Raw genomic sequence first — 26,988 nt, 5'->3', positions numbered from 1 at the left:
GGCCCTGTGAGCGCGGTGGCCCGGTGAGCGCGGTGTCCCTGTGAGCGCGGCGCCGCCCGACGCCGGCGAGCTGGAGCGGCTGGTCGGCGGGTTCCTCGCGGCGCACGACCCCGCGGCGATGGAGCCCGTCGAGTTCCTGCGGGCCCGGTTCGACGCCGGCCTCGCCTGGGTCCACTACCCGGAGGGGCTCGGCGGGCTCGGCGCGCCGCGCGCCCTGCAGCCCGCCGTCGACCGGCGGTTCGCCGACGCCGGCGCGCCGGCCAACCATCCCGAGCGCAACGCCATCGGGCTCGGCATGGCCGCGCCGACGATCGCCGCGTTCGGCACCGATGAGCAGAAACGCCGCTTCCTGCGCCCGCTCTGGACGGGCGAGGAACTGTGGTGCCAGCTGTTCAGCGAGCCCGGCGCCGGGTCCGACCTCGCCGCGCTCGCCACCCGCGCCGTCCGCGACGGCGACGCCTGGACGGTCACCGGCCAGAAGGTCTGGACGTCCATGGCCCACGAGGCGCGCTGGGCGATCATCGTCACCCGCACCGACCCCGGCGTCCCCAAGCACCGCGGCATGACGTACTTCGTCTGCGACATGACCGCGCCCGGCGTCGAGGTGCGGCCGCTGCGGCAGCTCACCGGCGAGGCCGAGTTCAACGAGGTCTTCCTCACCGACGTGCGGATCCCCGACGAGCACCGCCTCGGCGACGTCGGCCAGGGCTGGCAGGTCGCCACCACCACGCTGATGAACGAGCGGGTCGCGATCGGCGGCCACGCCGCGCCGCGCGAGAGCGGCATGATCGGCGTCGCGGCCGCGCTCTGGCGCGACCGGCCCGAGCTGCGCACCCCCGGCCTGCACGACGCGCTGATGCGCGCGTGGGTGCAGACCGAGGCCGCCCGCCTCACCGGGGAGCGGCTCCGGCAGCAGCTCACCGCCGGACGGCCGGGCCCCGAGGGATCGGGCGTCAAGCTGGCGTTCGCCAGGCTCAACCAGGAGGTGTCCGGCCTGGAGCTGGACATGCTCGGCGAGGACGGCCTGCGCTACGACGACTGGACCATGCGCCGCCCGACCGAGGTCGACTTCACCCGCCGCTCGCCCGGCTACCGCTACCTGCGCGCCAAGGGCAACTCCATCGAGGGCGGCACCTCGGAGATCCTGCGCAACATCATCGCCGAGCGCGTCCTCGGCCTACCCGGCGAGATCCGGGTCGACAAGGACGTGCCGTGGAAGGACCTGCCGAAGTGAGCGACCTCGCACGCGACCTGCTGTACGGCGAGATCGAGAACGACCTGCGGGCGAGCGTCCGCGACGTGCTCCGCGACAAGGCGCCCTGGACGTCCGTCCTCGCCGGGACCGAGAAGGACGACCCGTACGACGCGGCGCTGTGGCGGGCCGTCGCCGCCGGGCTCGGCTGCGCCGGGCTGCCCGTCCCGGAGGACCTCGGCGGCGCGGGCGCGACCTGGCGCGAGACCGCCGTCGTGCTGGAGGAACTCGGCCGCTTCGCCGCGCCCGTCCCCTTCCTGACCAGCGCCGTCGTCGCGACCGCCGCGCTGATGGCGGCCGGGGAGCGCGACCTGCTCGCCCGCCTCGCCGCCGGGGAGGCGATCGCCGTCCTGGCCGTCCCGTTCAGCGCCGCGCCCGGCGACGAGGCGGCCACGACCGTCCGGGAGGACGGCGGCGCGCTGACGGGCGAGGTCACCAGCGTCGCGGACGGGATGGCCGCCGACGTCCTGCTGGTCCCGGCCGGGGGCGGGCTCTACGCCGTGGACGCCGCCGACGCCCGCCGCACCGCCGTGACCTCCCTGGACATGACGCGCCGCCTCGCCGACATCGCCTTCTCCGCCGCCCCCGCCCGCCGCGTCGCCGAAGGGACGGACGCCGTCCGCGCCGCGCTGCTGACCGGCGCGGCGATGCTGGCGTCCGAGCAGCTCGGGCTGGCCGAACGGTGCCTGGACGACACCGTCGCCTACGTCAAGGCCCGCTACCAGTTCGGGCGGCCGGTCGGCTCCTACCAGGGCCTCAAGCACCGCCTCGCCGACCTGTGGACGTCCATCACGCAGGCCCGCGCGGTCGCCCGCCACGCCGCATCGTGTGTCGCCGCAGGCGACGAGGACGTGCCGATCGCGGTCGCCGTGGCCCAGGCGCACTGCTCGGAGGTCGCGGTCAAGTCCGCCGAGGAATGCGTGCAGATGCACGGCGGCATCGGCTTCACCTGGGATCACCCGGCGCACCTCTACCTGAAACGCGCCAAGGCCGACGCGATCGCCCTCGGCACTCCCGACCGGCACCGCACCGCGCTGGCCGGGCTCGTCGACCTGCCGCCCGCCTGACGCGCTGATCAACCCGTGATGACGGCCAGGACCCGCGTGCCGTCCGGGAACTCGCCGCGATCGGCCAGGGCGAGGACGCCGAACATCATCTTCGCGGTGTAGATCCGGTCGAGGACGATCCCGTGCCGCTCGGCGAAGTCGTCGGCGAAGGCGTCCAGCTCCGGGGTCGTCCTGGCGTATCCGCCGAAGTGGAAGCCGTGTTCGACGCGCCAGGCCCCCCGCCGTCCGCCGTACGTCTCGCGCTGGAGGCGCTCCACCTCGCCGTCCAAAAAGCCGCCCTTCAGCACGGAGAAGCCCAGGGCGCGCTGGTCCGTCCCCAGCCCGGCGGCCAGGCCCGCGAGCGTCCCGCCCGTCCCGCACGGGCAGCACACGACGTCGTAGCCGGGAACCTCCCAGCCCAGCTCCTCACAGCCCCGGACGGCCAGCGCGTTGCTCCCGCCCTCGGGCAGAAGGTAAAAATCGCCCCACTCCCGGCGCAGGTCGGCGATCACGTCCGGGTCCTGCTTGCGGCGGTAGGACGCGCGGTCCAGGTAGGTCAGGCGCATGCCCGTCCGCTCGGCGTAGGCCAGCGAGTCGTTCAGCGGCCGACGCTCCTCGCCGCGGATCACCCCGATGGTCGCGAACCCGAAGATCTTCCCGGCCGCCGCCGTGGCCCGGACGTGGTTGGAGTAGGCGCCGCCGAACGTCAGGACCGTCCCGTTCTCCCGCGCGGGCCCGATGTTGTGCTTGAGCTTCCGCCACTTGTTCCCGGGCAGCTCCGGGTGGATCAGATCGTCCCGCTTCAGGAACAGCCGCAGGCCGCGCCGGGCGAACCGGCCGTCCGCCACCTCGACGACGGGGGAGACCACCGGCGAGATCACCGCGGCGGCGGCAGCCGGAGGCGCTCGCGGAGCGCCCGCTGCACCTCGTGGACGCCCGGCCGCGCGTCCACGGTCACCACGTACTCCTTGCGGCCGAACAGGTCCAGGATCGGGTCGGTCTTCTCGTGGTACAGCCGGAGCCGCTCGGCCAGCGCCTCCTCGGTGTCGTCCTCCCGCGCCGTCAGATCGCCGCCGCACACGTCGCAGCGGCCCTCCTCGGTGGGACGGTCGTTGATCAGGTTGTAGTCCATCCCGCACCGGGAGCAGAGCCGGCGGGCCAGGACGCGGCGCCGGACCTCCCCGTCCGGCAGGTCCAGGTGGATCACGCCGTCGATGTCGTAGCTCTCCAGGAAGAACTCCGTCTGCCTGCGGTTGCGCGGGAACCCGTCGATCACGAACCCGTAGTTCCAGTCGTGCTGGTCGAGGCGGTCCCGGACGACGCCCTCCACCAGGTCGTCGCCGACCAGCTCGCCCGCCGCCATGATGCGCCGCACCTGCGCGCCGAGCTTCGTGTGGCTCTTGACGTGCCACCGGAAGATGTCCCCGACGCTGATGTGCACGATGTCCAGGTCCCCCGCGAGCAGCCCCGACTGCGTCCCCTTGCCGCTGCCGAGCGGGCCGATGATGACGTACTTGCGCATGCGGAGAGCCTATGCGGCGCTTCCCCGCGCCCGGCCAGGGCGGCAGAAGCGCGGCAGGAGCGCGGCGGGGTCAGAGCGGGAGGCGCAGGCGGCGGCCCAGGCGGCGGAAGCGGGAGTCGGGGACGTGCTCGGGCGCCTCGTCCCGCGCGGTCAGGCACTCCAGTAGCAGGTCGAACGCGGGCGGGCGGACGCACACCAGCGTCGCCCTGGCCCGCCGCGCGCAGTGCAGCCGCACCGACGGGCGCAGCAGCCGCGAGAACAGGCTCCGCGTGCCGTGCCCGACGACGAGGATGTCGTCGTCGCCCGCCAGCCGCACCAGCGTCGCGCCCGGCTCGCCGACCAGCGCCAGCGCCGTCAGCTCCAGGCCGTCCGGCGGGCCGTCGCTCACCTCCGCGAGCAGCCGCGCGATCAGCTCGGCGCCGGACCCGCGCAGCGCCTCGGTGATGCCGCAGCCGAGCTGCCCGGCCGCCGACACGTGCGGCGGCAGCGGCGCGGCGTGGGCGACCAGCAGCGGCAGCCTCCGCAGCCGCGCCTCGCCGATCGCCCAGGAGAGGGCGCAGCGGGCGCCCGCGGAGTCGTCGACACCCACCACCACGCGGGGGCCGCCCTCCGGTCTCGCGATCACGGTCCCTCCCGAGGCCGCCGGTTGATGTGCAGTCTAGGGTGCAGGCATACCCGCCCCGACGGAAGTGTTTCGCGTTGTGGAAACACCGGTTTCCCCAAAATGAACGGGCCCGCTTTACCGGCCGCCGCCGCGGGCGGCAGACTTCCGGGTATGGGCACACCGCACGCGAACGACCTGGACGGACCCTCCTGCGCCGTCGCGCACGGCGACGCCGCGCCCCCGGCGGCGGAGCAGCGGACGCTGGTCGCGGTCTTCGCGGGCGCCGTCGCCGACCACCTGCTGCGCTACGGCGCCGACCTCGGCTACCGGACGTTCCTCGTCGACCCCGACAAGGACCGGGACGGCGCGGCCGACCTGCCGTCCCTCGACGCGACCGCCGACGTCGTCGTCACCGACCACCACCGTCCCGAGCTCGGGCCCGTCCTGCGGGACGTGCTGACCCAGCCCGTCCGGTGGGTCGGCGTCATGGGCAACCCCCGCCACCCGGCCCCGCACATCCCGGCGCTCACCGAACTCGGCGTCCCGGCCGCCGACATCGCCCGGGTGCACCGCCCCATCGGCCTGAACATCGGGTCCCGCACCCCGGCGGAGATCGCCATCGCGACCCTCGCGGGCCTGATCGCCGACCGCAACGGCCGGCCCGGCGGATTCGAGTTCTGACGCGTCCCGCCCGTGCTGACGCATCCCTCCCGCGGCCTCGCCCGGGACCGCGCGTTCGGCGGTGGACGCGCTGGTCGAAGCGTAGAATGGTGCGGGTTTTACACGTTCTGTCGGTGGGCTCGCCTACGGTCGGAGGCGACGGGCGCCCGTCGGCCCACGCCCGTCCTCGTGACGACGCCGAACGAAGGTGACGACCAGCCATGTCGAACAGCACCATCGAGACAGACCGGGACTTCCAGGAACTCGCCGACCCGTACCGGCGCGAGCTGCTGGCGCACTGCTACCGGATGCTCGGCTCCATGCACGACGCCGAAGACCTCGTGCAGGAGACCTACCTGCGGGCGTGGCGCTCGTACGAGAACTTCGAGGGCCGGTCCTCGCTGCGGACGTGGCTGTACCGGATCGCCACGAACGTGTGCCTGACCGCCATCGACCAGCGCGGCAACCGGCCCATGCCGTCCGGGCTCGGGGCGCCGAGCGACGAGCCGGAGCGGCCCGTGGTCGCCTCCCCGGAGGTGCCGTGGCTGGAGCCCGTCCCCGACGCCGTCCTCGGCGCCGACGCCGCCGACCCGGCCACGATCGTCGCCGCCCGCGAGAGCACCCGGCTGGCGTTCGTCGCGGCGCTGCAGCACCTGCCCGCCAAGCAGCGGGTCGTGCTGATCCTGCGGGACGTCCTGAAGTGGAAGGCCGCGGAGGTCGCCGAGCTGCTCGACACCTCCACCGCCGCGGTCAACAGCGCGCTGCAGCGGGCGCGGGCGCAGCTGGAGGAGAACCAGCCCCTGCGGGACGAGCTCGTCGAGCCGACCGACCCGGCGCAGCGCGACTTCCTCGAACGCTACGCCAAGGCGTTCGAGGACGCCGACATCACCGGCCTCATCGAGCTGTTCAAGAAGGACGTCATCTGGGAGATGCCGCCGCACCTCGACTGGTTCGTCGGCGCCGAGAACGTCATCCGGCTCATCCGCACGCAGTGCGCGCCCTCGCCGGGGGACATCCGGATGGTGCCGTCCGCCGCGAACGGGCAGCCCGCGTTCGGGCTCTACATGCGCGCGGACGACGGCGTGCACCGCGCCTACCAGCTCCAGGTCATCAGCATCACCGGCGACGGCGTCGCGCACGTCTCCGCGTTCTTTGACACGAGCCTGTTCGCCCGGTTCGGGCTGGCCGAGGAGCTCTGAACCGCCTCCCTTTTCACTGAGCGGAAACCCTCGTAAGGCGCACGGGACGCCGGCTGCCAGGGTGGAAACGAGCGGCCGGGCACGACGGCCGGTTCCGCTCCGCCGAGTGGGAATGGGAGGCACATGGACGAGGTCGTGGCGTCGCCGCACCCCCCGTACCTGCACCCGGGCTACAAGAGCACCGTGCTCCGCGCCCCCGCGCAGGAACTGATCATGCCGAAGCTCGGCCCGGACAGCGTCGAGCTGACCTCGCCGGTCTTCGGCCACCAGGAGCTCGGCCGGCGGGACTTCGACCTCACCGTCCAGCACCCCGGCGAGCCGCTCGGGGAGCGGATCATCGTGACCGGCCGCGTGCTCGACGCCGCGGGCCGCCCGGTGCGGGGCGCGCTGGTCGAGGTGTGGCAGGCGAACGCGGCGGGCCGGTACCCGCATCTCGGCGACCTCCACCCCGCGCCGCTCGACCCGAACTTCACCGGCGCCGGACGCTGCCTCACCGACGGCGACGGCCGCTACCGCTTCATCACGATCAAGCCAGGCGCCTACCCGTGGGGCAACCACCACAACGCGTGGCGGCCCGCGCACATCCACTACTCGGTGTTCGGGACGGCGTTCACGCAGCGGCTCGTCACCCAGATGTACTTCCCCGGCGACCCGCTGTTCCCCTACGACCCGATCTTCCAGTCGATCCCCGGCGAGCGGGACCGCGAGAAGCTGATCGCCCGGTTCGACATGGACACCACCGAACCGGAGTGGGCGCTCGGCTACCAGTGGGACATCGTCCTCGGCGACACCCCGACGGAGGCGTGATGGCGACCGACCCGTCCTCGACCGGCGTGTCGCCGGTCACGCCTTCGCAGACCGTGGGCCCGTTCTTCGGGCACGCGCTGCCGTACGAGGCCGGGCCGGAGGTCGTGCCGGGCTGGCGGCCGGACGCGATCCGCGTCCGCGGCCGGGTCCTCGACGGCGCGGGCGCGCCGGTGCCGGACGCGCTGCTGGAGATCTGGCAGGCCGACGAGACCGGCGAGATCCCGCGGCGGCCGGGCGGCATCGTCCGCGCCGGGCACGACTTCTCCGGGTTCGGCCGGTGCGGCACCGACGCGGACGGCGGCTACTGGTTCACCACCGTCAAGCCCGGCGCGATCGGCGGCGGCGCGCCGTACATCGCCGTCCTCGTCTTCGCCCGCGGGCTGCTCAAGCCCGTCTTCACCCGGCTGTACTTCCCCGAGGACCAGGCCGCGCACGCGCGGGACCCGCTGCTCGGGGACGTCCCGGACGGGCGGCGCGCCACCCTGATCGCCGAGCGCGAGGGGGAGCGGCGGTACCGTTTCGACATCCACCTGCAAGGGGAGCGGGAGACGGTCTTCCTTGGCTTCTGACGAACACGGCGCGCCCGGCAAGCCCGGCGCGTCCGGCGGGCCCGGCGAAGGGGCGGTGTCGCCGGACGCCGGGCTGCTGTCCCCGGTCCGCGCGGGGACGGAGGCCGAGCCCGCCACGAGCGACCTCGCCTACCTGACGGCGATGCTGGACGCCGAGGCCGCCCTCGCCCGCGCGCAGGCCCGCCTCGGCATCGTCCCCGCGGACGCGGCCGAGACGATCACCGCCGCCGCCGTCCCAGAGCGGTTCGACCTGGCGGATCTGGCGCTGCGGGCACGCGGCGCCGGCAACCCCGTCGTGCCCCTCGTCGCCGACCTGCGGCGGCTCGCGGGGGCGGCGGGCGAGCACGTCCACAAGGGCGCGACCAGCCAGGACATCGTCGACACCGGCGCCATGCTCGTCGCGGCCCGGACCAGGCGCGTCGTCCTCGCCCACCTCGACCGGGCCCTGGACGCGCTGGCCGGGCTCGCGGCGCGGTACCGCGACACCCCGATGGCGGCCCGCACGCTCGGCCGGCAGGCGCTGCCGACGACGTTCGGCGCGAAGGCCGCGAACTGGCTGATCGGCTGCCTGGACGCCCGCGAGCGGCTCGCCGCCGTGATCCTGCCGGTGCAGCTCGGCGGCCCCGCCGGGACGCTCGACGCCTACGGGGACCTGGCGCTCGACCTGGTCGCCGCGTACGCGGACGAGACGGGGCTGGCGCGTCCCGTCCTGCCGTGGCACACGCGCCGCACGCCGGTCGTGGACCTGGCGGCGGCGCTGGGGCTGGTCGCGGGCGCGCTCGGCAAGATCGCCACCGACGTGTGGCTGCTGTCGCAGAGCGAGGTCGGGGAGGTGGCGGAGGCGGCCGGGCCGGGGAAGGGCGGGTCGTCGTCGATGGCGCACAAGCGCAACCCGGCGCTGTCCACGCTGATCCGCTCCGCCGCGCTGCAGGTCCCGGCGCAGGTCCAGGTGCTGCTCGCCGCGCAGGCCGCGCCGCACGAGCGTCCGGCGGGGGAGTGGCACGCGGAGTGGCAGCCGCTGCGCGAGTGCCTGCGCCTCACCGGCGGCGCGGCGGAGACGGCCGCCGACCTGGTGGACGGCCTGGAGGTGTCCACGGAGCTGATGCGGGCCGACCTCGACGACCTGCTGGACGTCCTCGGCGACGACCCCGGCACGGGCGCCGCCGCCGTCCTCGTCGGGCAGGCCCTCGACGCCTACCGCAGGAGCCGCGCGTGACCCCGGGAAGACCGCCGCGCCATCGGCTGGACGGCCCGGCGGGCGCGCCGGTCGTCGTCCTGGGCCCGTCCCTCGGCACGTCCATGGACCTGTGGCTGCCGCAGCTGCCCGCGCTGACCAGGACGTGGCGCGTCCTGCGCTACGACCTGCCCGGCCACGGGAACCAGCCGCCGCCGGACGGCCCCTTCACCGTCGAGGACCTCGCCGACGGGATCACGCGCCTGCTGGACGATCTCGGCGTCGACCGGGCCGCATACGCCGGTGTGTCGCTCGGCGGGGCCGTCGGCACGGCACTCGCGCTCCGCGCCCCCGACCGCGTCGCCGCGCTGGTCCTGTGCTGCACGTCGCCGCGCTTCGGCGGGCCCGGGCCGTGGCGGGAGCGGGCGGCGCTCGTCCGCCGCGAGGGCGTCGGGCCGGTCGCGGACACGGCCGCCGGACGCTGGTTCACACCGTCCTTCACCGGCGCGGACCCGTACGTGGCGATGCTCCGCGCGACCGACCCGGAGGGCTACGCGGCCTGCTGCGACGCCCTCGCCGAGTTCGACGCCACCGAGCGCCTCGCCGAGATCTCCGCGCCGACCCTGGTGATCGCCGGAGCGCAGGACATGCCGACCCCGCCGGACGGCCACGCCCGCAGGCTCGCCGCCGGGATCCCGGACGCCCGCCTGACGATCATCGACGGCGCGGGCCACCTGGCGAACGTGGAGAAGCCCGGCCCGGTCACCGGCGCGATCACCGAGCACCTCGACCGCACACGGAAGGAGACCGGCCCATGAGCGACGCGGAGCGGCACGCGCAGGGGATGAGGACCCGCCGCGAGGTCCTCGGCGACGCGCACGTCGACCGCGCCGAGGCCCGCAAGGACGACTTCACCGCCGACTTCCAGGACATGATCACCCGGTACGCGTGGGGCGAGATCTGGAGCCGCCCCGGCCTGGACCGCAAGACCCGCAGCTGCATCACGCTGACCGCGATGGTCGCCGGCGGGCACCTGGAGGAGCTGGCGATGCACGTCCGGGCGGCGCTCCGCAACGGGCTGACCCGCGAGGAGATCAAGGAGGTGCTCCTGCAGTCGGCGATCTACTGCGGGGTCCCCGCCGCGAACTCGGCGTTCGCCGTCGCCCAGCGGGTACTCACCGAGCAGGAGTGACGGGCGGACGGGCCCGGGCGGCGAGTGTCCGGGCGCTGACAGCGCTGACAGCGTGGGCGGTGGACGGCGTGGGCGATGACCGGACGGGCGGCGCGCGGCCGGTGAGCGTGGCGGGCAAGGTCATGGCGATCCTGAACGCGTTCGCGCAGGGCGGCGTGCGGCTGAACCTGAGCGAGATCTGCCGCCGGTCCGGGCTGCCCCTCGCCACCGGCCACCGCCTCGTCGGCGAGCTGGTCGCGGGCGGGTTCCTGGAGCGGATCCCGGACGGCACCTACCGCATCGGCACCCGGCTCTGGCGGATCGGCAGCCAGGCCCCCGCCGTCATGGGCCTGCGCGAGCTGGCGCTCCCGCACATGGAGGACCTGTACGAGGCCACGCACGACAACGTCCAGCTCGGGGTCCTGCGCGACGACCGGGTGCTGATCGTGGAGCGGCTGCGCGGCACCCGCTCGGTGCCGGTCCTGACGCAGGTCGGGCGGACGCTGCCGCTGCACACCACCGGCGTCGGGAAGGTGCTGCTGGCCTACGCGCCGCCGGACGTCCGGGAGAAGGTCCTGCGCGGCGACCTGGACCGGCACTCGCGGCGCTCCATCACCGACCCGGACGAGCTGCGCCGCTCGATCGAGCAGGTCCGCCGCTCCGGGTACGCGCTGACCCGCGACGAGATGACGCTCGGCGCGTCGTCCGTCGGCGCCCCGGTGCGGGACGGCGCGGGCGCCGTCGTCGCGGCGATGTCGCTGGTCTCCGGCACCCGCGGCGCCGACCTGCGCCGCCTCCTGCCGCCGCTGACCACGGCCGTGCGGGCGCTCTCCCGCGACGTGGCCGCACACTGGCACGGGAACCCCGACGTCTTTTCCGCCGAGCGCGACACCGGCGCCTGACCCCCGACGAGGAGAACGAGCGATGCGCACCCAGGTCGCGATCATCGGCGGCGGGCCCGCGGGCCTGCTGCTGTCCCAGCTGCTCCACCTCCAGGGAATCGACTCGGTGGTCCTGGAGAGCCGGGACCGCGACTACGTCGAGCACCGGCAGCGCGCCGGGATGCTGGAGCAGGGCACGACCGACGCGCTGCGCGACGCCGGCGTCGGGGAGCGGCTCGACCGGGAGGGGCTCGTCCACCACGGGCTTGAGCTGCGGTTCGGCGGCGCCGGGCACCGCGTCCCGCTGACCGGCCTCACCGGCAGGACGGTGACCGTCTACGCGCAGACCGAGATCGTCAAGGACCTCGTCGCGCGGCGGCTGGCGGACGGCGGCGACGTCCGGTTCGAGGCCGAGGTCGTGGACCTGGACGCGTCCGCGCCGCGCGTGACCTACCGCGCCGGCGGCGAGACCCGCACCCTCGACTGCGACTACATCGCGGGCTGCGACGGGTTCCACGGCGTCAGCCGCCCGGCGGTTCCGGGGCTGCGGACGTTCTCCCGCGACTACCCGTTCGCGTGGCTCGGGATACTCGCCGACGTCCGGCCGTCCACCGAGGAGCTGATCTACGCCAACCACGACCGCGGCTTCGCGCTGCACAGCCTGCGCTCGTCCACGGTCAGCCGCCTGTACCTTCAGGTGCCGCCGGACGAGGACATCGCCGCCTGGCCCGACGCCCGCATCTGGGACGAGCTGGCCGCGCGGTTCGCCACCGGCGACGGCTGGAAGCTGCACGAGGGCCCGATCACCGACAGGTCGATCACGCCGATGCGCAGCTTCGTGGCCGAGCCGATGCGGCACGACCGGCTGTTCATCGCCGGGGACGCGGGCCACATCGTCCCGCCGACGGGCGCGAAGGGCCTCAACCTCGCCGTGTCCGACGTGATCATCCTGGCGCGGGCGCTGGCCGAGCGGTACTCGACGGGCTCGGAGACGCTGCTGGACGGCTACTCCGACGCGTGCCTGCGGCGCGTCTGGCGCGCCGAGCACTTCTCCTACTGGATGACGACCCTCCTGCACACCGATCCCGCCGCGAGCGGGTTCGAGCGGCGGCTCCAGCGCGCCCACCTGGACTACGTGGTCTCGTCGGAGGCCGCCGCCGCGTCGCTCGCCGAGAACTACGTCGGCCTGCCCATCGAATAGGGTCGTGATCTGGGCTCTGACCTGCGGCGGAGCAGGCGAGACGGCGGCCTGACCGGGCAATGAGATCCATCTCACCTAAATTGGCAGCATCTGAAATTCTGCCGGGAAGGCAAGTTCGGTCTACCGTGGGCCCGTGACGGGTCGGGCGGGCGGGGGAGCGCGGTGAGCCTTGTCGAGCCGCCGGCCCATCCGGACGAGTCCCCGCCGCGGCGACCGGAACCGGAGCGGCGGGACGCCGACCGGCCCGAAAAGCCGCCCCGGCCCGGCGGACGGCCGCGTCCCGTCCGGGAGCTGGTGCTGATCGCCGTGCTGTTCGGGCTCTACAAGCTCGGCCGGCTGTTCTCCAGCGACCGCGTCACGGACGCGTTCGCCAACGCCCGCGGCATCTGGGACCTCGAACGCGCCCTGCGCCTGCCCGACGAGGCCGCCGTCCAGCAGGGGATCCTCCACAGCGAGACGCTCATCCACCTCACGAACGGCTACTACGCGGTCGTGCACTTCCCGGCGACCGTGCTGTTCCTGCTCTGGATCTACCTGCGGCGGCCCGCCCACTACCGGTGGATCCGCCGCGTCCTGGTGGGCCTGACCGCCGCGGCGCTCGCCCTGCACCTGCTCGTGCCGCTGGCCCCGCCCCGCATGCTCCCCGCCACCGGCCTCATCGACACCGCCGCCCGGTACGGGCCCGCCGTGTACGGCGCCCCGGAGAGCGACATGATCGCCAACCAGTACGCGGCGATGCCGTCCCTGCACATCGGATGGGCGGCCGTCATCGCGCTCGGGCTCGTCGTCACGTCCCGGACGCGGTGGCGGTGGCTGTGGGTCCTGCACCCGGTCATGACCGTCGCGGTCGTCGTCGCCACCGCCAACCACTACTGGGTGGACGGGATCGTCGTGCTGGCGCTGCTGTCGGTCATCGTCCTGCTGCTGCGCCCTCCCACCTCCCCGGCGGGTGCCTCCCCGCCGGGCGTCTCCGCGTCCGGCGTTCCGGGCTCGGCGCCCAGCGTCTCCAGCAGCTCGACCACGGGCTGAAGCTTCTCGTACAGCAGCAGGACGGGCTCGCCCGGCTCGGCGAGGTCCAGCGCCGACGCCAGGGCCCCCTTCAGGTCGCCCGCCGGATGCGTCAGCACGTCCGGGCGCCCCTCCCGCAGCCCCTGGACGATCAGCCGGGTCATCTCGCCGGAGCGGCGGCCCCGCAGGTCCTCGTCCTCGTAGACGACGACGCGGCCGAACGTCCGGGCCACGGCCCGCGCGGTCTCGCCGACCAGCTCGTCGGACCGGTCGCCCGGCAGCGTGACCGCGGCGACGCCCCCGCCGCCCCAGCGCCGCTCGACGAACGTACCCATCGCGGTGACCGCCGCCGGGTTGTGCGCGTAGTCGACCAGGACGGGATTGGCCCCGACCTGGTACACGCAGCCGCGGCCCGGGTTGCGCAGGTGCGGGTCGAACGTCCGCAGCGCCCGCGCCACCACGTCCACCGGGACGTCGAGCGCGCGGGCGGCAGCGGCGGCGGCGAGCGCGTTGGCGACGACGTGCACGGCGTGCCCGCCGAACGAGCCCGCGACCTCGTCGGCGGGCAGGATCCGGGTCCGTCGGTCGCCGCGCGCCTCCGTCAGCCAGCCGTGCTGCACGTAGTAGCCGAGGCCGCCGTCCCGCAGATGCTCCGCCAGGACTGGCGCGTCGGCCGTCAGGGCGAAGTAGCGCAGCACCGGGGCCCGGCCCCTGACCGTGGGACGGCCGGCCAGCCCCGCCGCGGGCGGGTCCTCCGCGTTGAGGACGAGGTGCCCGCCGCGCCGGACCTCCTCGGCGACCAGCGCCTTGATGTCGACCAGGTCCTCCAGGGCCTCGGTGTCGTCCACGCCGAGATGGTCGCGGGTGATGTTGGTGACGACGGCGACGTCGGCGCGGTCGTAGCCGAGGCCGCGCCGGACGATCCCGCCCCGCGCCGTCTCCAGCACCGCCGCCTCCACCGACCGGTCGCCGAGCACCATCTCCGCCGACCGCGGCCCGGACGCGTCCGAGACGTGCACCAGCCGGCGGCCCACGTACACGCCCTCGGTGCTGGTCATGCCGGTCCGGCGCCCGTCCAGCTCCAGCATGTGCGCGATCATCCGGACGGTCGTGGTCTTGCCGTTCGTGCCCGTCACCGACACGACCGGGACCCGCGACGGCGTCCCCGCCGGGTACATCAGGTCGACGATGTCGCCGGCGACGTCCCGTCCCGTGCCCTCGTGCGGCGCCAGGTGCATGCGCAGGCCCGGCGCGGCGTTGACCTCCAGGATCCCGGCGGCGCCGCGGTCGGCGGGCGGCGGCGAGCCGATGTCGGGCAGCCGCAGGTCGATGCCGCACACGTCCATGCCGACCGTCGCGGCGGCCCGCACGCACATCTCCGCGACCTCGGCGTGGACGCCGTCGGTCACGTCCCGGCTGGTGCCGCCCGTGGACAGGTTCGCGTTGCGGCGCAGCCACACCCGCTCCCCGGCGGCGGGCGCCGACCGCGGGCCGTGGCCCTGCCGGGCCAGCAGCGCCAGCTCCGTCGCGCCGAGCGCCAGCCGCGTCAGCGGCCGGTCGTGGCCCTCGCCGCGCGCCGGGTCGGCGTTGACCCGCTCCACCAGCTCGGCGACGGTGGCGGTCCCGTCGCCCGTCACGCACGCCGCCGTCAGCTCGGCGGCCGCCGCCACCCGCCCGCCGACGACCAGGACCCGGTAGTCGCGGCCGGGGATGTAGGACTCGACGAGGACCTCGCCCTCCTCGCCCGCCGCCGCCGCGAACGCCGCCACGACCTCCGGCGCGGTGGCCAGCTCGATGTGGACGCCCTCGCCCTGGTGCCCCGACAGCGGCTTGACCACCACCGGGCCGCCGATCTCGTGCAGCGCCTCCAGGGCCTCCGCCGGCGACGCCGCCACCCGCCCCTCCGGGACGGGCACGCCCGCGTCGGCGAGGACCCGGTGCGCGAGCCGCTTGTCGCCCGCGACCTCCATCCCGATCGCCGAGGTGCCGTCGGTCATCGCCGCCCACACCGTCCGCCGGTACCGCCCGTACCCGAGCCGCAGCAGGTTCAGCCCGCCGACGCGGCGGACCGGCACGCCCCGGCGGCGCGCCGCCCGCGCCAGCGCCGACGTGCTCACCCCCAGCCGCTCGGCCTCGTGCCCGGCGGCGACGCGGGCCAGGTCGGCGGACGGGTCCGGCACCCGCCCGGCCAGCGCGCCGTTCACGATCCGCAGCGCGAGCGTGATCAGCTGCTCCACCACCGGGCTGCCGGACGGCTCGTCGCGCGGGCACTCCAGGATCACGTCGTACTCGGCGGGGCCGCCCGCGCGGACCGTCCGGCCGAAGAACACCTCCCGGCCGATCAGCCCGGACAGCTCAAGCGTGACGTGCTCGGTGACGTGCCCGAAATAGGTGCCGCGGGCCATCGCGTCCAGCAGGCCGCCCGGACGGCCCGCCGAGCAGTGGTGCGTCGTCAGGCCGGGCAGCGCCTCCACCAGCCGCTCCGCGAAACCGGGATGGTCGGTGGTCTCGTGGCCGGTCAGGCCCTGCAGGTCGAGCCGCGCGATCGCGACGGGACGGGACAGGAAGACGTTGGGGCCGCTCAGGCGGCGCACATGGTCGAGCCGCACGCTAATCCTCCTCCGGCCCGCGCATGTTGCCGATCGCCGGGAGCTTGTCGTTCATCTGGAACGCGCATCCGGCGGGCAGCAGGTGCAGCGACACGTCCAGCATCGCCATCGGCTCGTCGTCCGAGGCGGCGTAGGCGATGGTGGACTGGCCGGCGTCCACGACCGTGACCACGCCCGTCCCGACGACGTCGAACTTCCCGTCGCCCACCACGATCGCCGTGTCCTCGTCGATGCCGACGCCCAGCAGCCGCGTGTCGAGCGCGATGCCGCTCATCAGCCTCGGCAGCCGCCCGCGCTCGTTGAAATGCATGTCGATCAGCACGTTGTCGAGCAGCCCGAGCCCCGGCCCGACCTTCACGCTGGACGCGGCCACCTCGTGCCCGTGCCCGCCCAGGATCATCCAGTGGCCCATCGCGGTCGCGCCCGCGCTCGTCCCGGCGATGACCAGGCCCTCCTGGTCGAGCCGCCGCTTGAGCAGCTCGTTGGTCCGCGATCCCACCAGGGTCCGGATCCGCGACTGGTCGCCGCCGCTGAACAGCACCCCGGTCGCCGCGTCCAGCGCCCGCAGCGTCGCCGCGTCGTCGGCCGCGGCCCGGCCGAGCAGCCGCAGCTCCCGCACCGAGGTCACGCCGAGCCGCCCGAACACGGCGGTGTACTCCTCGGCGACCTCCTCCGGCACCTCGGTCGCCGTCGTCACGACCACGATCCGCGCGTCCTCGCCGCCCGCCGACTCGACGAACGTCTCCAGCGCCCCAGACCCGCAGGTGCGGTTCTCCGCACCGCCGATGATCAGCAGCCGGCCCTTGCGTCCGGCGCCCGCAATTTTCTCTTTCACATCAGCTAGCTACCCCTGATGACAGGCTGTAGTCGCGCGGACGCGAGGAGGCGCGGCGCCGGGGCTCCGGCCCTGTGCCATGCTGTCCGGATGAGCGGCAGCCCCGTGCCACCGGACGCCCCCGCCCGTCCCGCCGGGCCCGCCGCGGCGCTCGCCGCCGCGTCCGAGCACTACCTGCGCGGCGAGCCGATCGAGATGTCCGCGCTGGCCGCCGAGCTGGGCGTGGGCCGCGCGACCCTGTACCGGTGGGTCGGCAGCCGCGAGCGCCTCCTCGGCGCCGTCCTCGCGGAGATGACCGAGCGCACCTACCGCGTCGCGGCGCGCGGCGTCGGCGGCGGCGGCGCGGAGCGGATCATCAGGGTCCTCGACCGGTTCATGCGCGCCGTGGTGGACGCCGAGCCGCTGAAGGCGTTCACCGAACGGGAGACCAGGCTTTTCATCCGGCTCGCCACCATGCCCGGCACCATCGAGGACCGCGCCACCGAGCTGCTGACCAAGGAGATCCAGGCGGAGATCGACGGCGGCCGGCTGAGCGTCCCGCTGCCGACCCGGACGCTCGCGCAGGCGATCGTCCGCGTCGCCGACTCGTTCATGTACGCGCACTACCTGGGCGGGAACCGGCCGGAGATCGACCAGGCCCTTGAGGTCGTGGAGCTGCTGCTGCGGCCGTGCGGGGAATCTTCGGGCCCGCCCGAACGCTGAACCTTTTACGGGGGATGACCATTTTGTGGCGTTCCTTCGCCGTGAGAGGCTGACAGCCATTGGACGCATCGTCGAACGAGGGACGGTCGGGCCGTGAGTGACATCCCCCGCCGCGCCGTGACGCGGACCGCCAAGCTGGCGAGCCTGCCGCTCGGCTTCGCCGGACGCACCGCGCTCGGGTTCGGCAAGCGGACGATCGGGCGCCCCGCCGAGGCCGTCGCGCTGGAGGTCCAGCGCCGCACCGCCGACCAGCTGTTCGCCGTGCTCGGCGAGCTGAAGGGCGGCGCCATGAAGGTCGGGCAGCTGCTGTCGATCTTCGAGGCGGGGCTGCCGGAGGAGCTCGCCGGGCCGTTCCGCGCCAGCCTGACCAGGCTGCAGGAGTCCGCGCCCCCGATGCCCGCCGCGACCACCCACCGCGTCCTCGCCGAAGGGCTCGGCCGCGACTGGCGCGACAGGTTCGCCGAGTTCGACGACCGGCCCGCCGCCGCGGCGTCCATCGGCCAGGTCCACAAGGCGGTCTGGCACGACGGCCGGACGGTCGCGGTCAAGGTCCAGTACCCCGGCGCCGCCCAGGCCCTGATGAGCGACTTCAACCAGATCTCCCGCCTCAGCAGGCTCTTCACCCCGCTGTTCCCCGGCGTCGAGGTCAAGCCCGTGATCGCGGACCTCAAGCGGCGGCTGGAGAAGGAACTCGACTACGTCGACGAGGCCCGCGCACAGACCGCCTTCCACGACGCCTACGCGGACGACCCCGACTTCGTCGTCCCCGCGGTCGTCGCCCAGTCGGGCAACGTCCTCGTCACCGAATGGCTGGACGGCACCCCGCTCGCCAAGGTCATCGCGGACGGCTCGCAGGAGCGGCGCGACCGCGCGGGCCTGCTGCTGTTCCGCTTCCTGCTCTCCGGCCCGGACCGCTGCGAGATGATCCACATCGACCCGCACCCGGGCAACTTCCGGCTGCTGGACGACGGCCGCCTCGGCGTCATGGACTTCGGCGGCGCCGCCCGCGTCCCGGCCGAGCTGCAGTGGTCGATCGGCCGCCTGCTGCGCATCGGCACGCTCGGCGACCCCGACGAGATCGTCGAGGCGCTGCGCGAGGAGGGCTTCCTGGCGCCGGACGCCGACGTCGACCCGGCGGAGGTCGCCGAACTCGTCGCGCCGCACGCCGCCCCGTTCGCCGTCGAACGCTTCCGCTACTCGCGCGAATGGCTGCGCGAGCAGACCGCCCGCGGGCTCGGGCTCGCGTCCGACATGCGTCCCGGCGCGCTCGCCCGCCAGTTCCGGCTGCCGCCCCAGTACCTGGCCGTCAGCCGCGCCCTGTCCGGCTGCGGTGGCGTCCTGTGCCAGCTGGAGGCCGAGGGCGAGTTCCGCGCCGAGGCCGAACGCTGGCTCCCCGGCTTCGCTGACGACGACCCCGACCTCGACGACCAGACCCAGGTCACCGCCTGACCCTGCGCACCGAGCGCAGGGCGCCTCCGGGTGCTCAGGCCAGGGCCTGGGCCTCCTCTTCCTCGACCTGCTGGTTCCATTCGCGCTTGCTCGACTGCCAGCCGTCCTCGTCGCGGCCGCGGCGCCAGTAGCCCGAGATCGACAGCCGCTCCATCGGCAGGCCCCGCTCGACGCGCAGGTGCCGCCGCAGCGTCTTGATGAAGTTCGCCTCGCCGTGGACGAACGCGTGCACGTCCTCGCTGGGGAACTCCAGCTTCTGGACGGCCTCGACGAGCAGGTCCCCGACCTGGCCGCCGTTGCGGTGCAGCCACACGACGTCGGCGTCGCCCGGGGTCGGCAGGTCCTGCTCCTCCTCGGGCCCGGCGACCTCGACGAACACGCGGACGGGCGCGCCCGGCGGGATCCGTTCGAGCGACGCGGCGATCGCCGGCAGCGCGCTCTCGTCGCCGACCAGCAGATGCCAGCCCGCGTCGGGGCGGGGCGCGTAGCCGCCGCCCGGCCCCATGAAGTAGATCTCCTCGCCGGGACGGACGCGCGCCGCCCACGGCCCCGCGAGCCCCTTGTCGCCGTGGTGGACGAAGTCGATCGTGAGCTCGACGGCCTCGGGATCCCACGCCCGGACGGTGTAGGTCCGCGTGGACGGCCACTGCTCCCGCGGCATCTCCGCGCGGACCCGCTCCATGTCGAGCGGCTCGGGGTAGGTGACGCCCGGCTGCTTGAACTGCAACTTCACGTAGTGGTCGGTGCACTCTCCCGCGCCGAATCCGGCGAGGTCCTCACCGCCGATGACCACGCGGATCATGTGCGGGGTGAGCCGCTCGGTGCGCAGCACCGTCCCCTTGGTCAGCCTGCGTCCCTTGCGGGCCGGTTCCGTCGCCATGCAGCTCCTCCGATGAACCCAACAGCACTTAGGCAAGCCTAACCACCGGTTCGCCCGGATTGTTCCGCCGGGTCGCGGTCGGGGTGCGAGGAGGGCGAGACGGCGTCAGTTCGCTGAGGTGAGGCGGGCCGCGCGGGTGCGTGCGACCTCGGCGGCGACCGCCTCGAACGCGGCGTCCGTCTCGTTCCCGCCGGCGACGGTGGCGAGGGTCGACTTGACGATCACGACGCCGTGCCGGGGCGAGACCCAGATGTGCTGGCCGCCGAGCCCGTTCGCGGAGAACGCGCCGTCCGCGCCCAGCCACCACTGGAACCCGTAGCCCTGGTTGAACGGCGCGGACGGGCGCGTCGACTCCGTCACCCACGAGGCCGGGACGACCTGCCGCCCGTTCGCCCTGCCGCCGTTCAGGTACAGCAGCCCGAACCGCGCGAAGTCGCGATCGGTGGCGTAGTAGCAGCAGTACGCCATGCTGTTCCCGTTGGAGTCGTTGCCGAGGAGCGCCTTCGACGCCATCCCCGCCGGTTCCCAGATCTTCCGCTGGACGTAGGCGTGGTACGGGACGCCGGTCGTCCGCGCGACGACCCATCCGAGGACGAACGTGTTCATGCTGGTGTACTCGAACCGCGTCCCCGGCTCCCAGCCGCGCTTGCGCTGCCTCGCCATCTCGGTCAGCGGGTACCCGAGGCTCGCGGCGACGTGCACGGGCGGGACGTCGACCGTCTCCTCCCACGCGATGCCCGACGACATCCGCAGCAGGTCCCGCAGCGAGACGCCGTCGTACCCGGAGCCCTTCAGCTCGGGGATGTACTTGGTGACCGGATCGTCGATCGAGTCGATGAACCCCTCGCCGAGCGCGATGCCCACCGCCGCCGACGTGAACGACTTCGCCATCGACCAGGACTGGAAGAGGCTGTCGCGTCCCGCGGCGACGTAGCGCTCGAAGACGATGTCGTGGCCGTCCAGGACGACGAAGCCCTGCGTGCCCGTGCGGAGGAGGTAGTCGTCGAGCGTGTGCGTCCGCCCCTCGTAGGTGTAGGTGACCGAAAGCGGACGGTGAGCCTCGCGCAGCTCCACCGGCCGGGACGACGGGAGCAGCGGATCGAACCCGGCCGACCGTTCCGCGACGGCGGCGGACGGCGGCGGGGGCGGCGAGGGGGTCGCCGGGGAAGCGGCGGACGCCGGGGGAGCGGCGAGGGCGGCGGTGACGGCGGCGGCGGCGAGTGTGAGCGTCCAGGGCCTGCGGCGCATCGGACCTCCGTGGGGGGCTCGGCGGGTTCCGCCCCGATGGTGAGCGACCGGCAACGGCCCGTCTATAGCGCCGGGCAACGAAATCCGTGCCCCGGCGTGTGGCCGGGCGAAGGGTGGACGGGTGGACGGCCTGCGCCGGGTGACCCTCCGAACAGGTTCATCTGCGGTACGTTCATGAGGCCCGCGCGACCCCACGCCCGACCGCGCCGCACGGAGGAGCGATGTCCGTTCTCGCCCAGCTGCTCACCGCCGTCCACGACGGCTCGGTGGAGATCGTCGATCTGACCGCCCCGCTGTCGGAGCGCACCCCGATCCTCCGGCTGCCGGAGCCGTTCGCCAACACCGTGCCGTTCCGGCTCAAGGAGATCAGCCGGTACGACGACCGCGGCGCGGCCTGGTACTGGAACGACATCGAGACGGGCGAGCACGTCGGCACCCATTTCGACGCGCCCGTGCACTGGGTCACCGGCCGCGACGGCGAGGACGTCGCGCAGGTCCCGCCCCGCCGCCTCGTCGCGCCCGCGGTCGTGCTGGACGCGTCCGCGCAGGCCGCCGCCGACCCCGACTTCCTGCTGGAGGTCGAGCACGTCCGGGCCTGGGAGGAGGAGCACGGCCCGCTGCCCGACGGCGGCTGGTTCCTCTACCGCACCGGCTGGGACGCCCTGTCCGGCGACCAGGACACCTTCCTCAACGCCGACCGCGACGGCTCGCACACGCCCGGGATCTCGCCCGAGTGCGCCCGGTGGCTCGCCGAGGAGACGCCCGTACTCGGCCTCGGCGTGGAGACCGTCGGCACCGACGCGGGCGGCGCGCACGCGTTCGACCCGCCGTTCCCGTGCCACTCCTACTTCCTCGGCGCCGGCAAGTACGGGCTCACCCAGCTGCGGAACCTCGACCGGCTGCCCGCCCGCGGCGCCGTGCTGCTCGCCTCGCCGCTGCCGATCGTCGGCGGCTCCGGCAGCCCGGCCCGCGTGCTCGCGCTGGTCGAACGATGAACGTCGCGGAGGCCGTGGGCGAGGCCCTGGCGCGGCTCGGCGCCCGCACGGTCTTCGGGGTCGTCGGCAGCGGCAACTTCCACGTCACCAACGCGATGATCGCGAACGGGGCCCGGTTCGTCGCGGCCCGGCACGAGGGCGGGGCGGCCACGATGGCCGACGCCTACGCGCGGGTCGGCGGCGGCCTCGGGGTCGTGTCGGTCCACCAGGGGCCGGGCTTCACCAACGCCGTCACCGGCATCGCCGAGGCGGCCAAGAGCCGCACGCCGCTGGTGGTCGTCGCGGGCGAGGTCGCCGCCTCGGCGGTCCGCTCCAACTTCCGCGTCGACCAGGCGGCCATCGCGGCGGCGGTCGGCGCCGTCCCCGAGCGGGTCCACTCCCCGCGGACCGCGCTGGCGGACGTGGCCCGCGCCTGCCGCACCGCCGTCGCCGAGCGCCGCACCGTCCTGCTCGGCCTGCCCCTGGACATCCAGGCCGCCGAGCACCCCGACCCCGCGCGGCGGCCCGCGTCCGCCGGGCGGCGCGCCGCCCAGGTGCCGCCGCTGCCCGTGCCGCCGGCGGCCGCGATCGCGCGGCTCGCCGACGTGCTGCAGGCCGCGCGGCGGCCGGTGTTCATCGCCGGGCGGGGCGCGCGGCTGTCCGGCGCGGCCGGGCCGCTCGCGGACCTCGCCGCCCGCTGCGGCGCGCTCACCTCGACGTCCGCCGTCGCCCGCGGCCTGTTCGCCGGCGACCCGTTCGGCCTGGACGTCAGCGGCGGGTTCGCCACCCCGGCCGCCGCCGAGCTGATCGCCGGCGCCGACCTGATCGTCGGCTGGGGGTGCGCGCTGACCATGTGGACGACCCGGCACGGCGCGCTCGTCGCCAAGGACGCCACGGTCGTCCAGGTCGACGTGGACGCCCGCGCGCTCGGCGCGCACCGCCCCGTCGACCTCGGCCTGATCGGCGACGCGGCCGAGACGGCGCACGCCGTGGACGCCGAGCTGGACGCGCGCGGGCACACCGCCTCCGGCTACCGCACGCCCGACGTCGCGGAGCGGCTCGCCCAGGAGGGGCGCTGGCAGGACGTCCCGTACGAGGAGCATTCCCGGGGCGAGGACGAGGACGGCGCCCGCATCGACCCGCGGACCCTCACCATCGCCCTCGACCGGATGCTGCCCCGCGAACGCACCGTCGCCGTCGACTCCGGCAACTTCATGGGCTACCCGGCGATGTTCCTGGACGTCCCCGACGCCGACGGGCTCGTGTTCACCCAGGCGTTCCAGTCGGTCGGGCTCGGCCTCGCCACCGCCATCGGAGCCGCCGTCGCCCGCCCCGACCGGCTCACCGTCGCCGCGCTCGGCGACGGGGGCGCGCTGATGGCGATCGGCGAGCTGGAGACGGCCGTCCGGCTCGGGCTCGGGCTGCTCGTGGTCGTCTACGACGACGAGGCCTACGGCGCCGAGCTGCACCACTTCGCGCCCGGCGGGCATCCGCTGGACACGGTCACGTTCCCGCCCGCCGACCTGGCCGCGATCGGGCGCGGGTTCGGCTGCGCCGCGGCGACCGTCCGGCGCCCCGCGGACCTCGCCGCGGTCGAGACCTGGCTCGCGGGCCCGCGCGACCGCCCGATGGTCGTGGACGCCAAGATCACGCGCGGCCGGCCCGCCTGGTGGCTGGAAGAGGCGTTCCGCGGTCACTGACCGTGTTTGCCCGGCCACTTTTGGGAACGATCACGGACACGGTCGTCTTCCGGGACGGATGCCATGCCCGGCACCGAGTGCCGACATCGCCGTCACCGGACGGTTGACCGGCATTGTCGCGTACTCGCGTTCGCGGCGACCGTGCCTGCCGTCACACGTCCCGGAGGAGGAGACATGGCGCGAGGGCCGAAGGTTCCCGAGCTCGCCGCGGAGATGGCCGCGGAGTTCGCCGGCACGATGATCCTGATCCTGTTCGGCGTGGGCGTGGTCGCGCAGGTGGTCGCCGGCAGCGGGCTCGGCGACCCGCAGAGCCTCGGCGGCCACGACGCCATCGCCTGGGCCTGGGGGATCGGCGTGACGCTCGGCGTGTACGTCGCGGCCCGCCTCAGCGGCGGGCACATCAACCCGGCCGTCACCTTCGCCCTCGCGGTCTTCAAGGGCTTCCCGTGGCGGAAGGTCCTGCCGTTCTGGTTCGCCCAGCTCCTCGGGGCGTTCGTCGCGGCGCTGATCGTCCGGTGGAACTACAGCGAGATCCTGCAGAAGTTCGACCCCGGGCTGACGCAGAAGACGCACATCGTCTTCTCCACCATGCCCGGCAACGGGACGCTGCCGATCGGGACGTGGGGCGCGTTCCGCGACCAGGTGATCGGGACGGCGATCCTGCTGTTCCTCGTCCTCGCCCTCACCGACATGCGCAACGCCCCGCCGCTCGCGAACCTGGCGCCGCTCATCATCGGGCTCATCGTCGTCGCGATCGGGATGGCGTTCGGCTCCGCCGCCGGGTACGCGATCAACCCGGCCCGCGACCTCGGGCCCCGGCTCGCCCAGTGGCTCACCGGCTACGGGTCGGACGCATGGCGAGATCAGTACGGGCAGCTGTACTTCTGGGTCCCGCTCGTGGCCCCGCTGATCGGCGCCGTGATCGGCGCCGGACTGTACATCCTGCTCATCGGGCGCAACATCCCCGGCGAGGGGGAGGACACCGTGCCCACCCGGCCCGAGCCGGAGTACGACGTCACCTGACGGGTCCCGCGCCACACGCAGAAAGGGGAGAGCCGATGGCCGACTACGTCGGAGCGCTCGACCAGGGCACCACCAGCACCCGCTTCATGATCTTCGACCACGGCGGCAACGAGGTCGCCCGCCACCAGCTCGAACACGAGCAGATCCTGCCCCGGGCGGGGTGGGTGGAGCACAACCCCACCGAGATCTGGGAACGCACCCGCGCCGTCATCCAGAGCACCCTGAACGGGGCGCACCTGACGTACACCGACCTGGCCGCGTTCGGGATCACGAACCAGCGCGAGACGACCGTGGTGTGGAACCGGCGGACGGGGCGTCCGTACTACAACGCGATCGTCTGGCAGGACACCCGCACCGACCGGATCGCGTCCGCGCTCGAACGCGACGGCCGGGGCGAGACGATCCGGCACCGCGCCGGTCTTCCTCCGGCCACGTATTTCTCCGGCGGGAAGATCCAGTGGATCCTGGAGAACGTCGACGGCGTCCGCGAGGCCGCCGAGAACGGCGACGCGGTCTTCGGGAACATCGACACGTGGGTGCTGTGGAACCTGACCGGCGGGAGGGACGGCGGCGTCCACGTCACCGACCCGACCAACGCCAGCCGCACCATGCTGATGGATCTGGAGACCCTCGACTGGGACGACCAGCTCCTGTCGTTCTTCGGCATCCCGCGCCAGATGCTGCCGCAGATCAAACCGTCCTCGGCCCCCGAACCGTACGGCGTTACCCGCGCCGACGGCCCGCTCGGCGGCGAAGTCCCGCTGACGGGCATCCTCGGTGACCAGCAGGCGGCGACGGTGGGGCAGGTGTGCTTCGCGCCCGGCGAGGCCAAGAACACCTACGGCACCGGCAACTTCCTGCTGCTCAACACCGGTGAGGAACTGGTCAGGTCCAAGGCCGGGATGCTCACCACCGTCTGCTACAAGTTCGGCGACAGCGCGCCGGTGTACGCGCTGGAGGGGTCGATCGCGGTGACCGGGTCGGCGGTGCAATGGCTGCGCGACCAGCTCGGCATCATCTCCGGCGCCGCGCAGTCCGAAGCCCTGGCCCGCCAAGTCGACGACAACGGCGGGGTGTACTTCGTGCCCGCCTTCTCCGGCCTGTTCGCCCCCTACTGGCGCTCGGACGCCCGCGGCGCCATCGTCGGACTGTCACGCTTCAACACCAACGCCCACCTGGCCCGCGCCACCCTGGAATCGATCTGCTACCAATCCCGCGACGTCGTCGAAGCCATGCGCGAAGACTCCGGCGTCGCCCTGGACGTCCTCAAAGTCGACGGCGGCGTCACCGCCAACGAACTGTGCATGCAACTCCAGGCCGACATCCTCGGCGTCCCGGTCTCCCGCCCCGTCGTCGCCGAGACCACCGCCCTGGGCGCCGCCTACGCCGCCGGCCTGGCCGTCGGATTCTGGACCACCACCCAAGAACTGCGCCGCAACTGGAACGAAGACCGCCGCTGGGAACCCACCTGGAACGACGACCAACGCCACCACGGCTACGCCGGCTGGAAGAAGGCCGTCGAACGCACCTACGGGTGGGTGGACGTCGACTGAACGATCACCGGAGTGGCGGTCCCTTCGCGGGCCCGCCGGGGGAGGAGCCGCCGCATGACCAGACGCCTTGCCGCCGTCGCGCTCACCGCTGCCGCGGGCGTGGCGACGCTCACCGCCGCAGGCGCGGCGCCCGCCGGATCGGCGCGGGCCGACACCGTCAAGCCGCAAGCCCGGGAGATCGACTTCACCGGGATCGTCGCGCTGAGCAACTGCTCGGGGTCCCTGGTGCGCGGGCCGCGGTCCCGCGACACTGACGCCGCGCTGGTCATGACCAACGGCCACTGCCTGGAGTCGGGGATGCCGAAGGCCGGCGAGGTGATCGTGGACAAGGGGTCGTCCAGGACGTTCACGCTCCTCGACCGGACCGGCAAGAAGAACCTGGGCACCCTCCGGGCCACCAGGATCGAGTACGCCACGATGACCGACACGGACGTGGCGATCTACCGGCTGGACGCCACCTACGCCGCCATCGAGAAGCGGCACGGCATCACGGCGCTGCGCCTGTCGACGGCCAGACCCGACGACGGCACCGGGATCAAGGTCGTGTCGGGCTACTGGAAGAAGATCTACACCTGCGAGATCGACACGGCCGTGCACCGGCTCCGCGAGGCCGGCTGGACGTGGAAGGACTCCATCCGGTACACGCCCGAATGCGAGACGGTCCACGGCACGTCCGGGTCGCCGGTGATCGACGTCCGGACGCGCCAGGTCGTCGCGGTCAACAACACCGGCAACGACGACGGCGAGCGCTGCACGCTCAACAACCCGTGCGAGGTCGACCGCGACGGCGACGTCACCGTCCGGCGCGGCGCGCACTACGGCCAGCAGACGCACCTGCTCGCCCGCTGCCTCGGCAAGGACAACGACGTCGTGCTCGGCAAAGCGTGCGCCCTGCCGAGGCCGTGACAGCCCGAGGCCGTA

The 26,988-nt window shown here is 74.0% G+C and carries 25 protein-coding genes and 1 pseudogene; 19 read left to right on the top strand and 7 right to left on the bottom strand.

Features of this window, described 5'->3' with window-relative positions:
* Positions 1-40 precede the first annotated feature (40 nt).
* Positions 41-1,234 carry an acyl-CoA dehydrogenase family protein gene (locus ACH35V_RS18600; protein WP_395973801.1) on the top strand — a complete coding sequence of 398 codons (1,194 nt, stop codon included), beginning with the start codon at positions 41-43 and terminating at the stop codon, positions 1,232-1,234.
* Complete coding sequence (locus ACH35V_RS18595) at positions 1,231-2,319, top strand: acyl-CoA dehydrogenase family protein (protein ID WP_395973800.1); 1,089 nt, start codon at positions 1,231-1,233, stop codon at positions 2,317-2,319. Before ACH35V_RS18600 ends, ACH35V_RS18595 begins: the two co-directional genes overlap by 4 nt.
* Positions 2,320-2,327: 8 nt before the next feature.
* Here the strand turns inward: ACH35V_RS18595 and ACH35V_RS18590 are convergent, their stop codons facing one another.
* The 3 genes from ACH35V_RS18590 to ACH35V_RS18580 form a co-directional block, all read right to left on the bottom strand.
* Positions 2,328-3,179, bottom strand: coding sequence for a 1-aminocyclopropane-1-carboxylate deaminase/D-cysteine desulfhydrase (locus ACH35V_RS18590; RefSeq protein ID WP_395973799.1), 852 nt, complete (start codon positions 3,177-3,179; stop codon positions 2,328-2,330).
* Positions 3,176-3,820, bottom strand: a complete 645-nt coding sequence (locus tag ACH35V_RS18585; RefSeq protein WP_395973797.1) for an adenylate kinase family protein — start codon at positions 3,818-3,820, stop codon at positions 3,176-3,178. The genes ACH35V_RS18590 and ACH35V_RS18585 overlap by 4 nt, the downstream gene beginning before the upstream one ends.
* A 70-nt stretch (positions 3,821-3,890) precedes the next feature.
* The gene (locus ACH35V_RS18580) at positions 3,891-4,445 is read right to left on the bottom strand and encodes a universal stress protein (protein WP_395973795.1); all 555 of its coding nucleotides are present in this window, start codon (positions 4,443-4,445) and stop codon (positions 3,891-3,893) included.
* Between the two features lie 150 nt (positions 4,446-4,595).
* On the opposite strand from ACH35V_RS18580, the gene ACH35V_RS18575 reads away from it, so the two are divergent.
* From ACH35V_RS18575 to ACH35V_RS18530, 10 genes are all read left to right on the top strand, one after another.
* Complete coding sequence (locus ACH35V_RS18575) at positions 4,596-5,105, top strand: XdhC family protein (protein WP_395973794.1); 510 nt, start codon at positions 4,596-4,598, stop codon at positions 5,103-5,105.
* A 200-nt stretch (positions 5,106-5,305) separates the two neighbouring features.
* A complete protein-coding gene (locus tag ACH35V_RS18570) occupies positions 5,306-6,283 on the top strand; it encodes a sigma-70 family RNA polymerase sigma factor (protein WP_395973793.1) in 978 nt (325 codons plus the stop codon).
* A 123-nt stretch (positions 6,284-6,406) separates the two neighbouring features.
* Positions 6,407-7,090 carry a protocatechuate 3,4-dioxygenase subunit beta gene (gene pcaH, locus ACH35V_RS18565; protein WP_395973792.1) on the top strand — a complete coding sequence of 228 codons (684 nt, stop codon included), beginning with the start codon at positions 6,407-6,409 and terminating at the stop codon, positions 7,088-7,090.
* Complete coding sequence (gene pcaG, locus ACH35V_RS18560; RefSeq protein ID WP_395973790.1) at positions 7,090-7,659, top strand: protocatechuate 3,4-dioxygenase subunit alpha; 570 nt, start codon at positions 7,090-7,092, stop codon at positions 7,657-7,659. Before pcaH ends, pcaG begins: the two co-directional genes overlap by 1 nt.
* Positions 7,649-8,875 carry a 3-carboxy-cis,cis-muconate cycloisomerase gene (pcaB, locus tag ACH35V_RS18555; protein WP_395973788.1) on the top strand — a complete coding sequence of 409 codons (1,227 nt, stop codon included), beginning with the start codon at positions 7,649-7,651 and terminating at the stop codon, positions 8,873-8,875. The genes pcaG and pcaB overlap by 11 nt, the downstream gene beginning before the upstream one ends.
* Positions 8,872-9,651 carry a 3-oxoadipate enol-lactonase gene (gene pcaD / locus ACH35V_RS18550; RefSeq protein WP_395973787.1) on the top strand — a complete coding sequence of 260 codons (780 nt, stop codon included), beginning with the start codon at positions 8,872-8,874 and terminating at the stop codon, positions 9,649-9,651. The genes pcaB and pcaD overlap by 4 nt, the downstream gene beginning before the upstream one ends.
* Positions 9,648-10,025 (top strand): 4-carboxymuconolactone decarboxylase, encoded by a 378-nt coding sequence (gene pcaC, locus ACH35V_RS18545; protein WP_395973786.1) that lies wholly within the window; start codon positions 9,648-9,650, stop codon positions 10,023-10,025. The genes pcaD and pcaC overlap by 4 nt, the downstream gene beginning before the upstream one ends.
* Before the next feature lie 68 nt (positions 10,026-10,093).
* The gene (locus ACH35V_RS18540) at positions 10,094-10,906 is read left to right on the top strand and encodes an IclR family transcriptional regulator (protein WP_395973785.1); all 813 of its coding nucleotides are present in this window, start codon (positions 10,094-10,096) and stop codon (positions 10,904-10,906) included.
* 22 nt (positions 10,907-10,928) lie between these two features.
* Positions 10,929-12,086 (top strand): 4-hydroxybenzoate 3-monooxygenase, encoded by a 1,158-nt coding sequence (locus ACH35V_RS18535; RefSeq protein ID WP_395973783.1) that lies wholly within the window; start codon positions 10,929-10,931, stop codon positions 12,084-12,086.
* 162 nt (positions 12,087-12,248) lie between these two features.
* Positions 12,249-13,115 carry a phosphatase PAP2 family protein gene (locus tag ACH35V_RS18530; protein ID WP_395973781.1) on the top strand — a complete coding sequence of 289 codons (867 nt, stop codon included), beginning with the start codon at positions 12,249-12,251 and terminating at the stop codon, positions 13,113-13,115.
* A 26-nt stretch (positions 13,116-13,141) separates the two neighbouring features.
* Here the strand turns inward: ACH35V_RS18530 and cphA are convergent.
* Both cphA and ACH35V_RS18520 read right to left on the bottom strand, forming a co-directional pair.
* A pseudogene (gene cphA / locus ACH35V_RS18525) lies at positions 13,142-15,688 on the bottom strand (cyanophycin synthetase); the annotation flags it as partial.
* Between the two features lie 16 nt (positions 15,689-15,704).
* Positions 15,705-16,538 (bottom strand): cyanophycinase, encoded by an 834-nt coding sequence (locus tag ACH35V_RS18520; protein WP_395973780.1) that lies wholly within the window; start codon positions 16,536-16,538, stop codon positions 15,705-15,707.
* Positions 16,539-16,628: 90 nt separating this feature from the next.
* Here ACH35V_RS18520 and ACH35V_RS18515 point away from each other — a divergent pair, with 90 nt between their 5' ends.
* On the top strand, positions 16,629-17,240 hold the full coding sequence (locus tag ACH35V_RS18515; RefSeq protein WP_395973779.1) for a QsdR family transcriptional regulator: 612 nt from the start codon (positions 16,629-16,631) through the stop codon (positions 17,238-17,240).
* Between the two features lie 93 nt (positions 17,241-17,333).
* Complete coding sequence (locus ACH35V_RS18510) at positions 17,334-18,689, top strand: ABC1 kinase family protein (protein ID WP_395973778.1); 1,356 nt, start codon at positions 17,334-17,336, stop codon at positions 18,687-18,689.
* Between the two features lie 34 nt (positions 18,690-18,723).
* Here ACH35V_RS18510 and ACH35V_RS18505 read toward each other — a convergent pair whose 3' ends face one another.
* Both ACH35V_RS18505 and ACH35V_RS18500 read right to left on the bottom strand, forming a co-directional pair.
* Positions 18,724-19,569: a siderophore-interacting protein gene (locus tag ACH35V_RS18505; protein WP_395973777.1), complete on the bottom strand. Its 846-nt coding sequence runs from the start codon at positions 19,567-19,569 to the stop codon at positions 18,724-18,726.
* Positions 19,570-19,674: 105 nt separating this feature from the next.
* Entirely contained in the window at positions 19,675-20,817 is a 1,143-nt protein-coding gene (locus ACH35V_RS18500) for a serine hydrolase domain-containing protein (protein ID WP_395973776.1), read from the bottom strand.
* A gap of 221 nt (positions 20,818-21,038) precedes the next feature.
* Between ACH35V_RS18500 and ACH35V_RS18495 the strand changes: the two genes are divergently transcribed.
* From ACH35V_RS18495 to ACH35V_RS18475, 5 genes are all read left to right on the top strand, one after another.
* Positions 21,039-21,812, top strand: coding sequence for a cyclase family protein (locus tag ACH35V_RS18495; protein ID WP_395973775.1), 774 nt, complete (start codon positions 21,039-21,041; stop codon positions 21,810-21,812).
* Positions 21,809-23,491: a thiamine pyrophosphate-binding protein gene (locus tag ACH35V_RS18490; RefSeq protein WP_395973774.1), complete on the top strand. Its 1,683-nt coding sequence runs from the start codon at positions 21,809-21,811 to the stop codon at positions 23,489-23,491. The genes ACH35V_RS18495 and ACH35V_RS18490 overlap by 4 nt, the downstream gene beginning before the upstream one ends.
* A gap of 174 nt (positions 23,492-23,665) precedes the next feature.
* A complete protein-coding gene (locus tag ACH35V_RS18485) occupies positions 23,666-24,514 on the top strand; it encodes an MIP/aquaporin family protein (protein WP_395973773.1) in 849 nt (282 codons plus the stop codon).
* A 35-nt stretch (positions 24,515-24,549) separates the two neighbouring features.
* Positions 24,550-26,067 (top strand): glycerol kinase GlpK, encoded by a 1,518-nt coding sequence (glpK, locus tag ACH35V_RS18480; RefSeq protein ID WP_395973772.1) that lies wholly within the window; start codon positions 24,550-24,552, stop codon positions 26,065-26,067.
* A 54-nt stretch (positions 26,068-26,121) separates the two neighbouring features.
* Complete coding sequence (locus ACH35V_RS18475) at positions 26,122-26,973, top strand: trypsin-like peptidase domain-containing protein (RefSeq protein WP_395973771.1); 852 nt, start codon at positions 26,122-26,124, stop codon at positions 26,971-26,973.
* The last annotated feature ends 15 nt before the right edge of the window (positions 26,974-26,988 follow it).

The sequence above is a fragment of the Actinomadura sp. 1N219 genome, from assembly GCF_044326405.1.
Taxonomy (GTDB): Bacteria; Actinomycetota; Actinomycetes; order Streptosporangiales; family Streptosporangiaceae; genus Spirillospora.
Note: the sequence above shows the minus strand (reverse complement) of the source record. Positions and strands in the feature narration are given on the sequence as shown.

Bases quoted from the DNA above. Each gene is read 5' to 3' on its own strand.
- ACH35V_RS18475 (WP_395973771.1), top strand. From the start codon at position 26,122: ATGACCAGACGCCTTGCCGCCGTCGCGCTCACCGCTGCCGCGGGCGTG.
- ACH35V_RS18535 (WP_395973783.1), top strand. From the start codon at position 10,929: ATGCGCACCCAGGTCGCGATCATCGGCGGCGGGCCCGCGGGCCTGCTG.
- ACH35V_RS18575 (WP_395973794.1), top strand. From the start codon at position 4,596: ATGGGCACACCGCACGCGAACGACCTGGACGGACCCTCCTGCGCCGTC.
- ACH35V_RS18490 (WP_395973774.1), top strand. From the start codon at position 21,809: ATGAACGTCGCGGAGGCCGTGGGCGAGGCCCTGGCGCGGCTCGGCGCC.
- ACH35V_RS18505 (WP_395973777.1), bottom strand. From the start codon at position 19,569: ATGGCGACGGAACCGGCCCGCAAGGGACGCAGGCTGACCAAGGGGACG.
- ACH35V_RS18485 (WP_395973773.1), top strand. From the start codon at position 23,666: ATGGCGCGAGGGCCGAAGGTTCCCGAGCTCGCCGCGGAGATGGCCGCG.
- pcaG (WP_395973790.1), top strand. From the start codon at position 7,090: ATGGCGACCGACCCGTCCTCGACCGGCGTGTCGCCGGTCACGCCTTCG.
- ACH35V_RS18570 (WP_395973793.1), top strand. From the start codon at position 5,306: ATGTCGAACAGCACCATCGAGACAGACCGGGACTTCCAGGAACTCGCC.
- ACH35V_RS18585 (WP_395973797.1), bottom strand. From the start codon at position 3,820: ATGCGCAAGTACGTCATCATCGGCCCGCTCGGCAGCGGCAAGGGGACG.
- pcaC (WP_395973786.1), top strand. From the start codon at position 9,648: ATGAGCGACGCGGAGCGGCACGCGCAGGGGATGAGGACCCGCCGCGAG.
- ACH35V_RS18500 (WP_395973776.1), bottom strand. From the start codon at position 20,817: ATGCGCCGCAGGCCCTGGACGCTCACACTCGCCGCCGCCGCCGTCACC.
- ACH35V_RS18495 (WP_395973775.1), top strand. From the start codon at position 21,039: ATGTCCGTTCTCGCCCAGCTGCTCACCGCCGTCCACGACGGCTCGGTG.
- ACH35V_RS18515 (WP_395973779.1), top strand. From the start codon at position 16,629: ATGAGCGGCAGCCCCGTGCCACCGGACGCCCCCGCCCGTCCCGCCGGG.
- pcaH (WP_395973792.1), top strand. From the start codon at position 6,407: ATGGACGAGGTCGTGGCGTCGCCGCACCCCCCGTACCTGCACCCGGGC.
- glpK (WP_395973772.1), top strand. From the start codon at position 24,550: ATGGCCGACTACGTCGGAGCGCTCGACCAGGGCACCACCAGCACCCGC.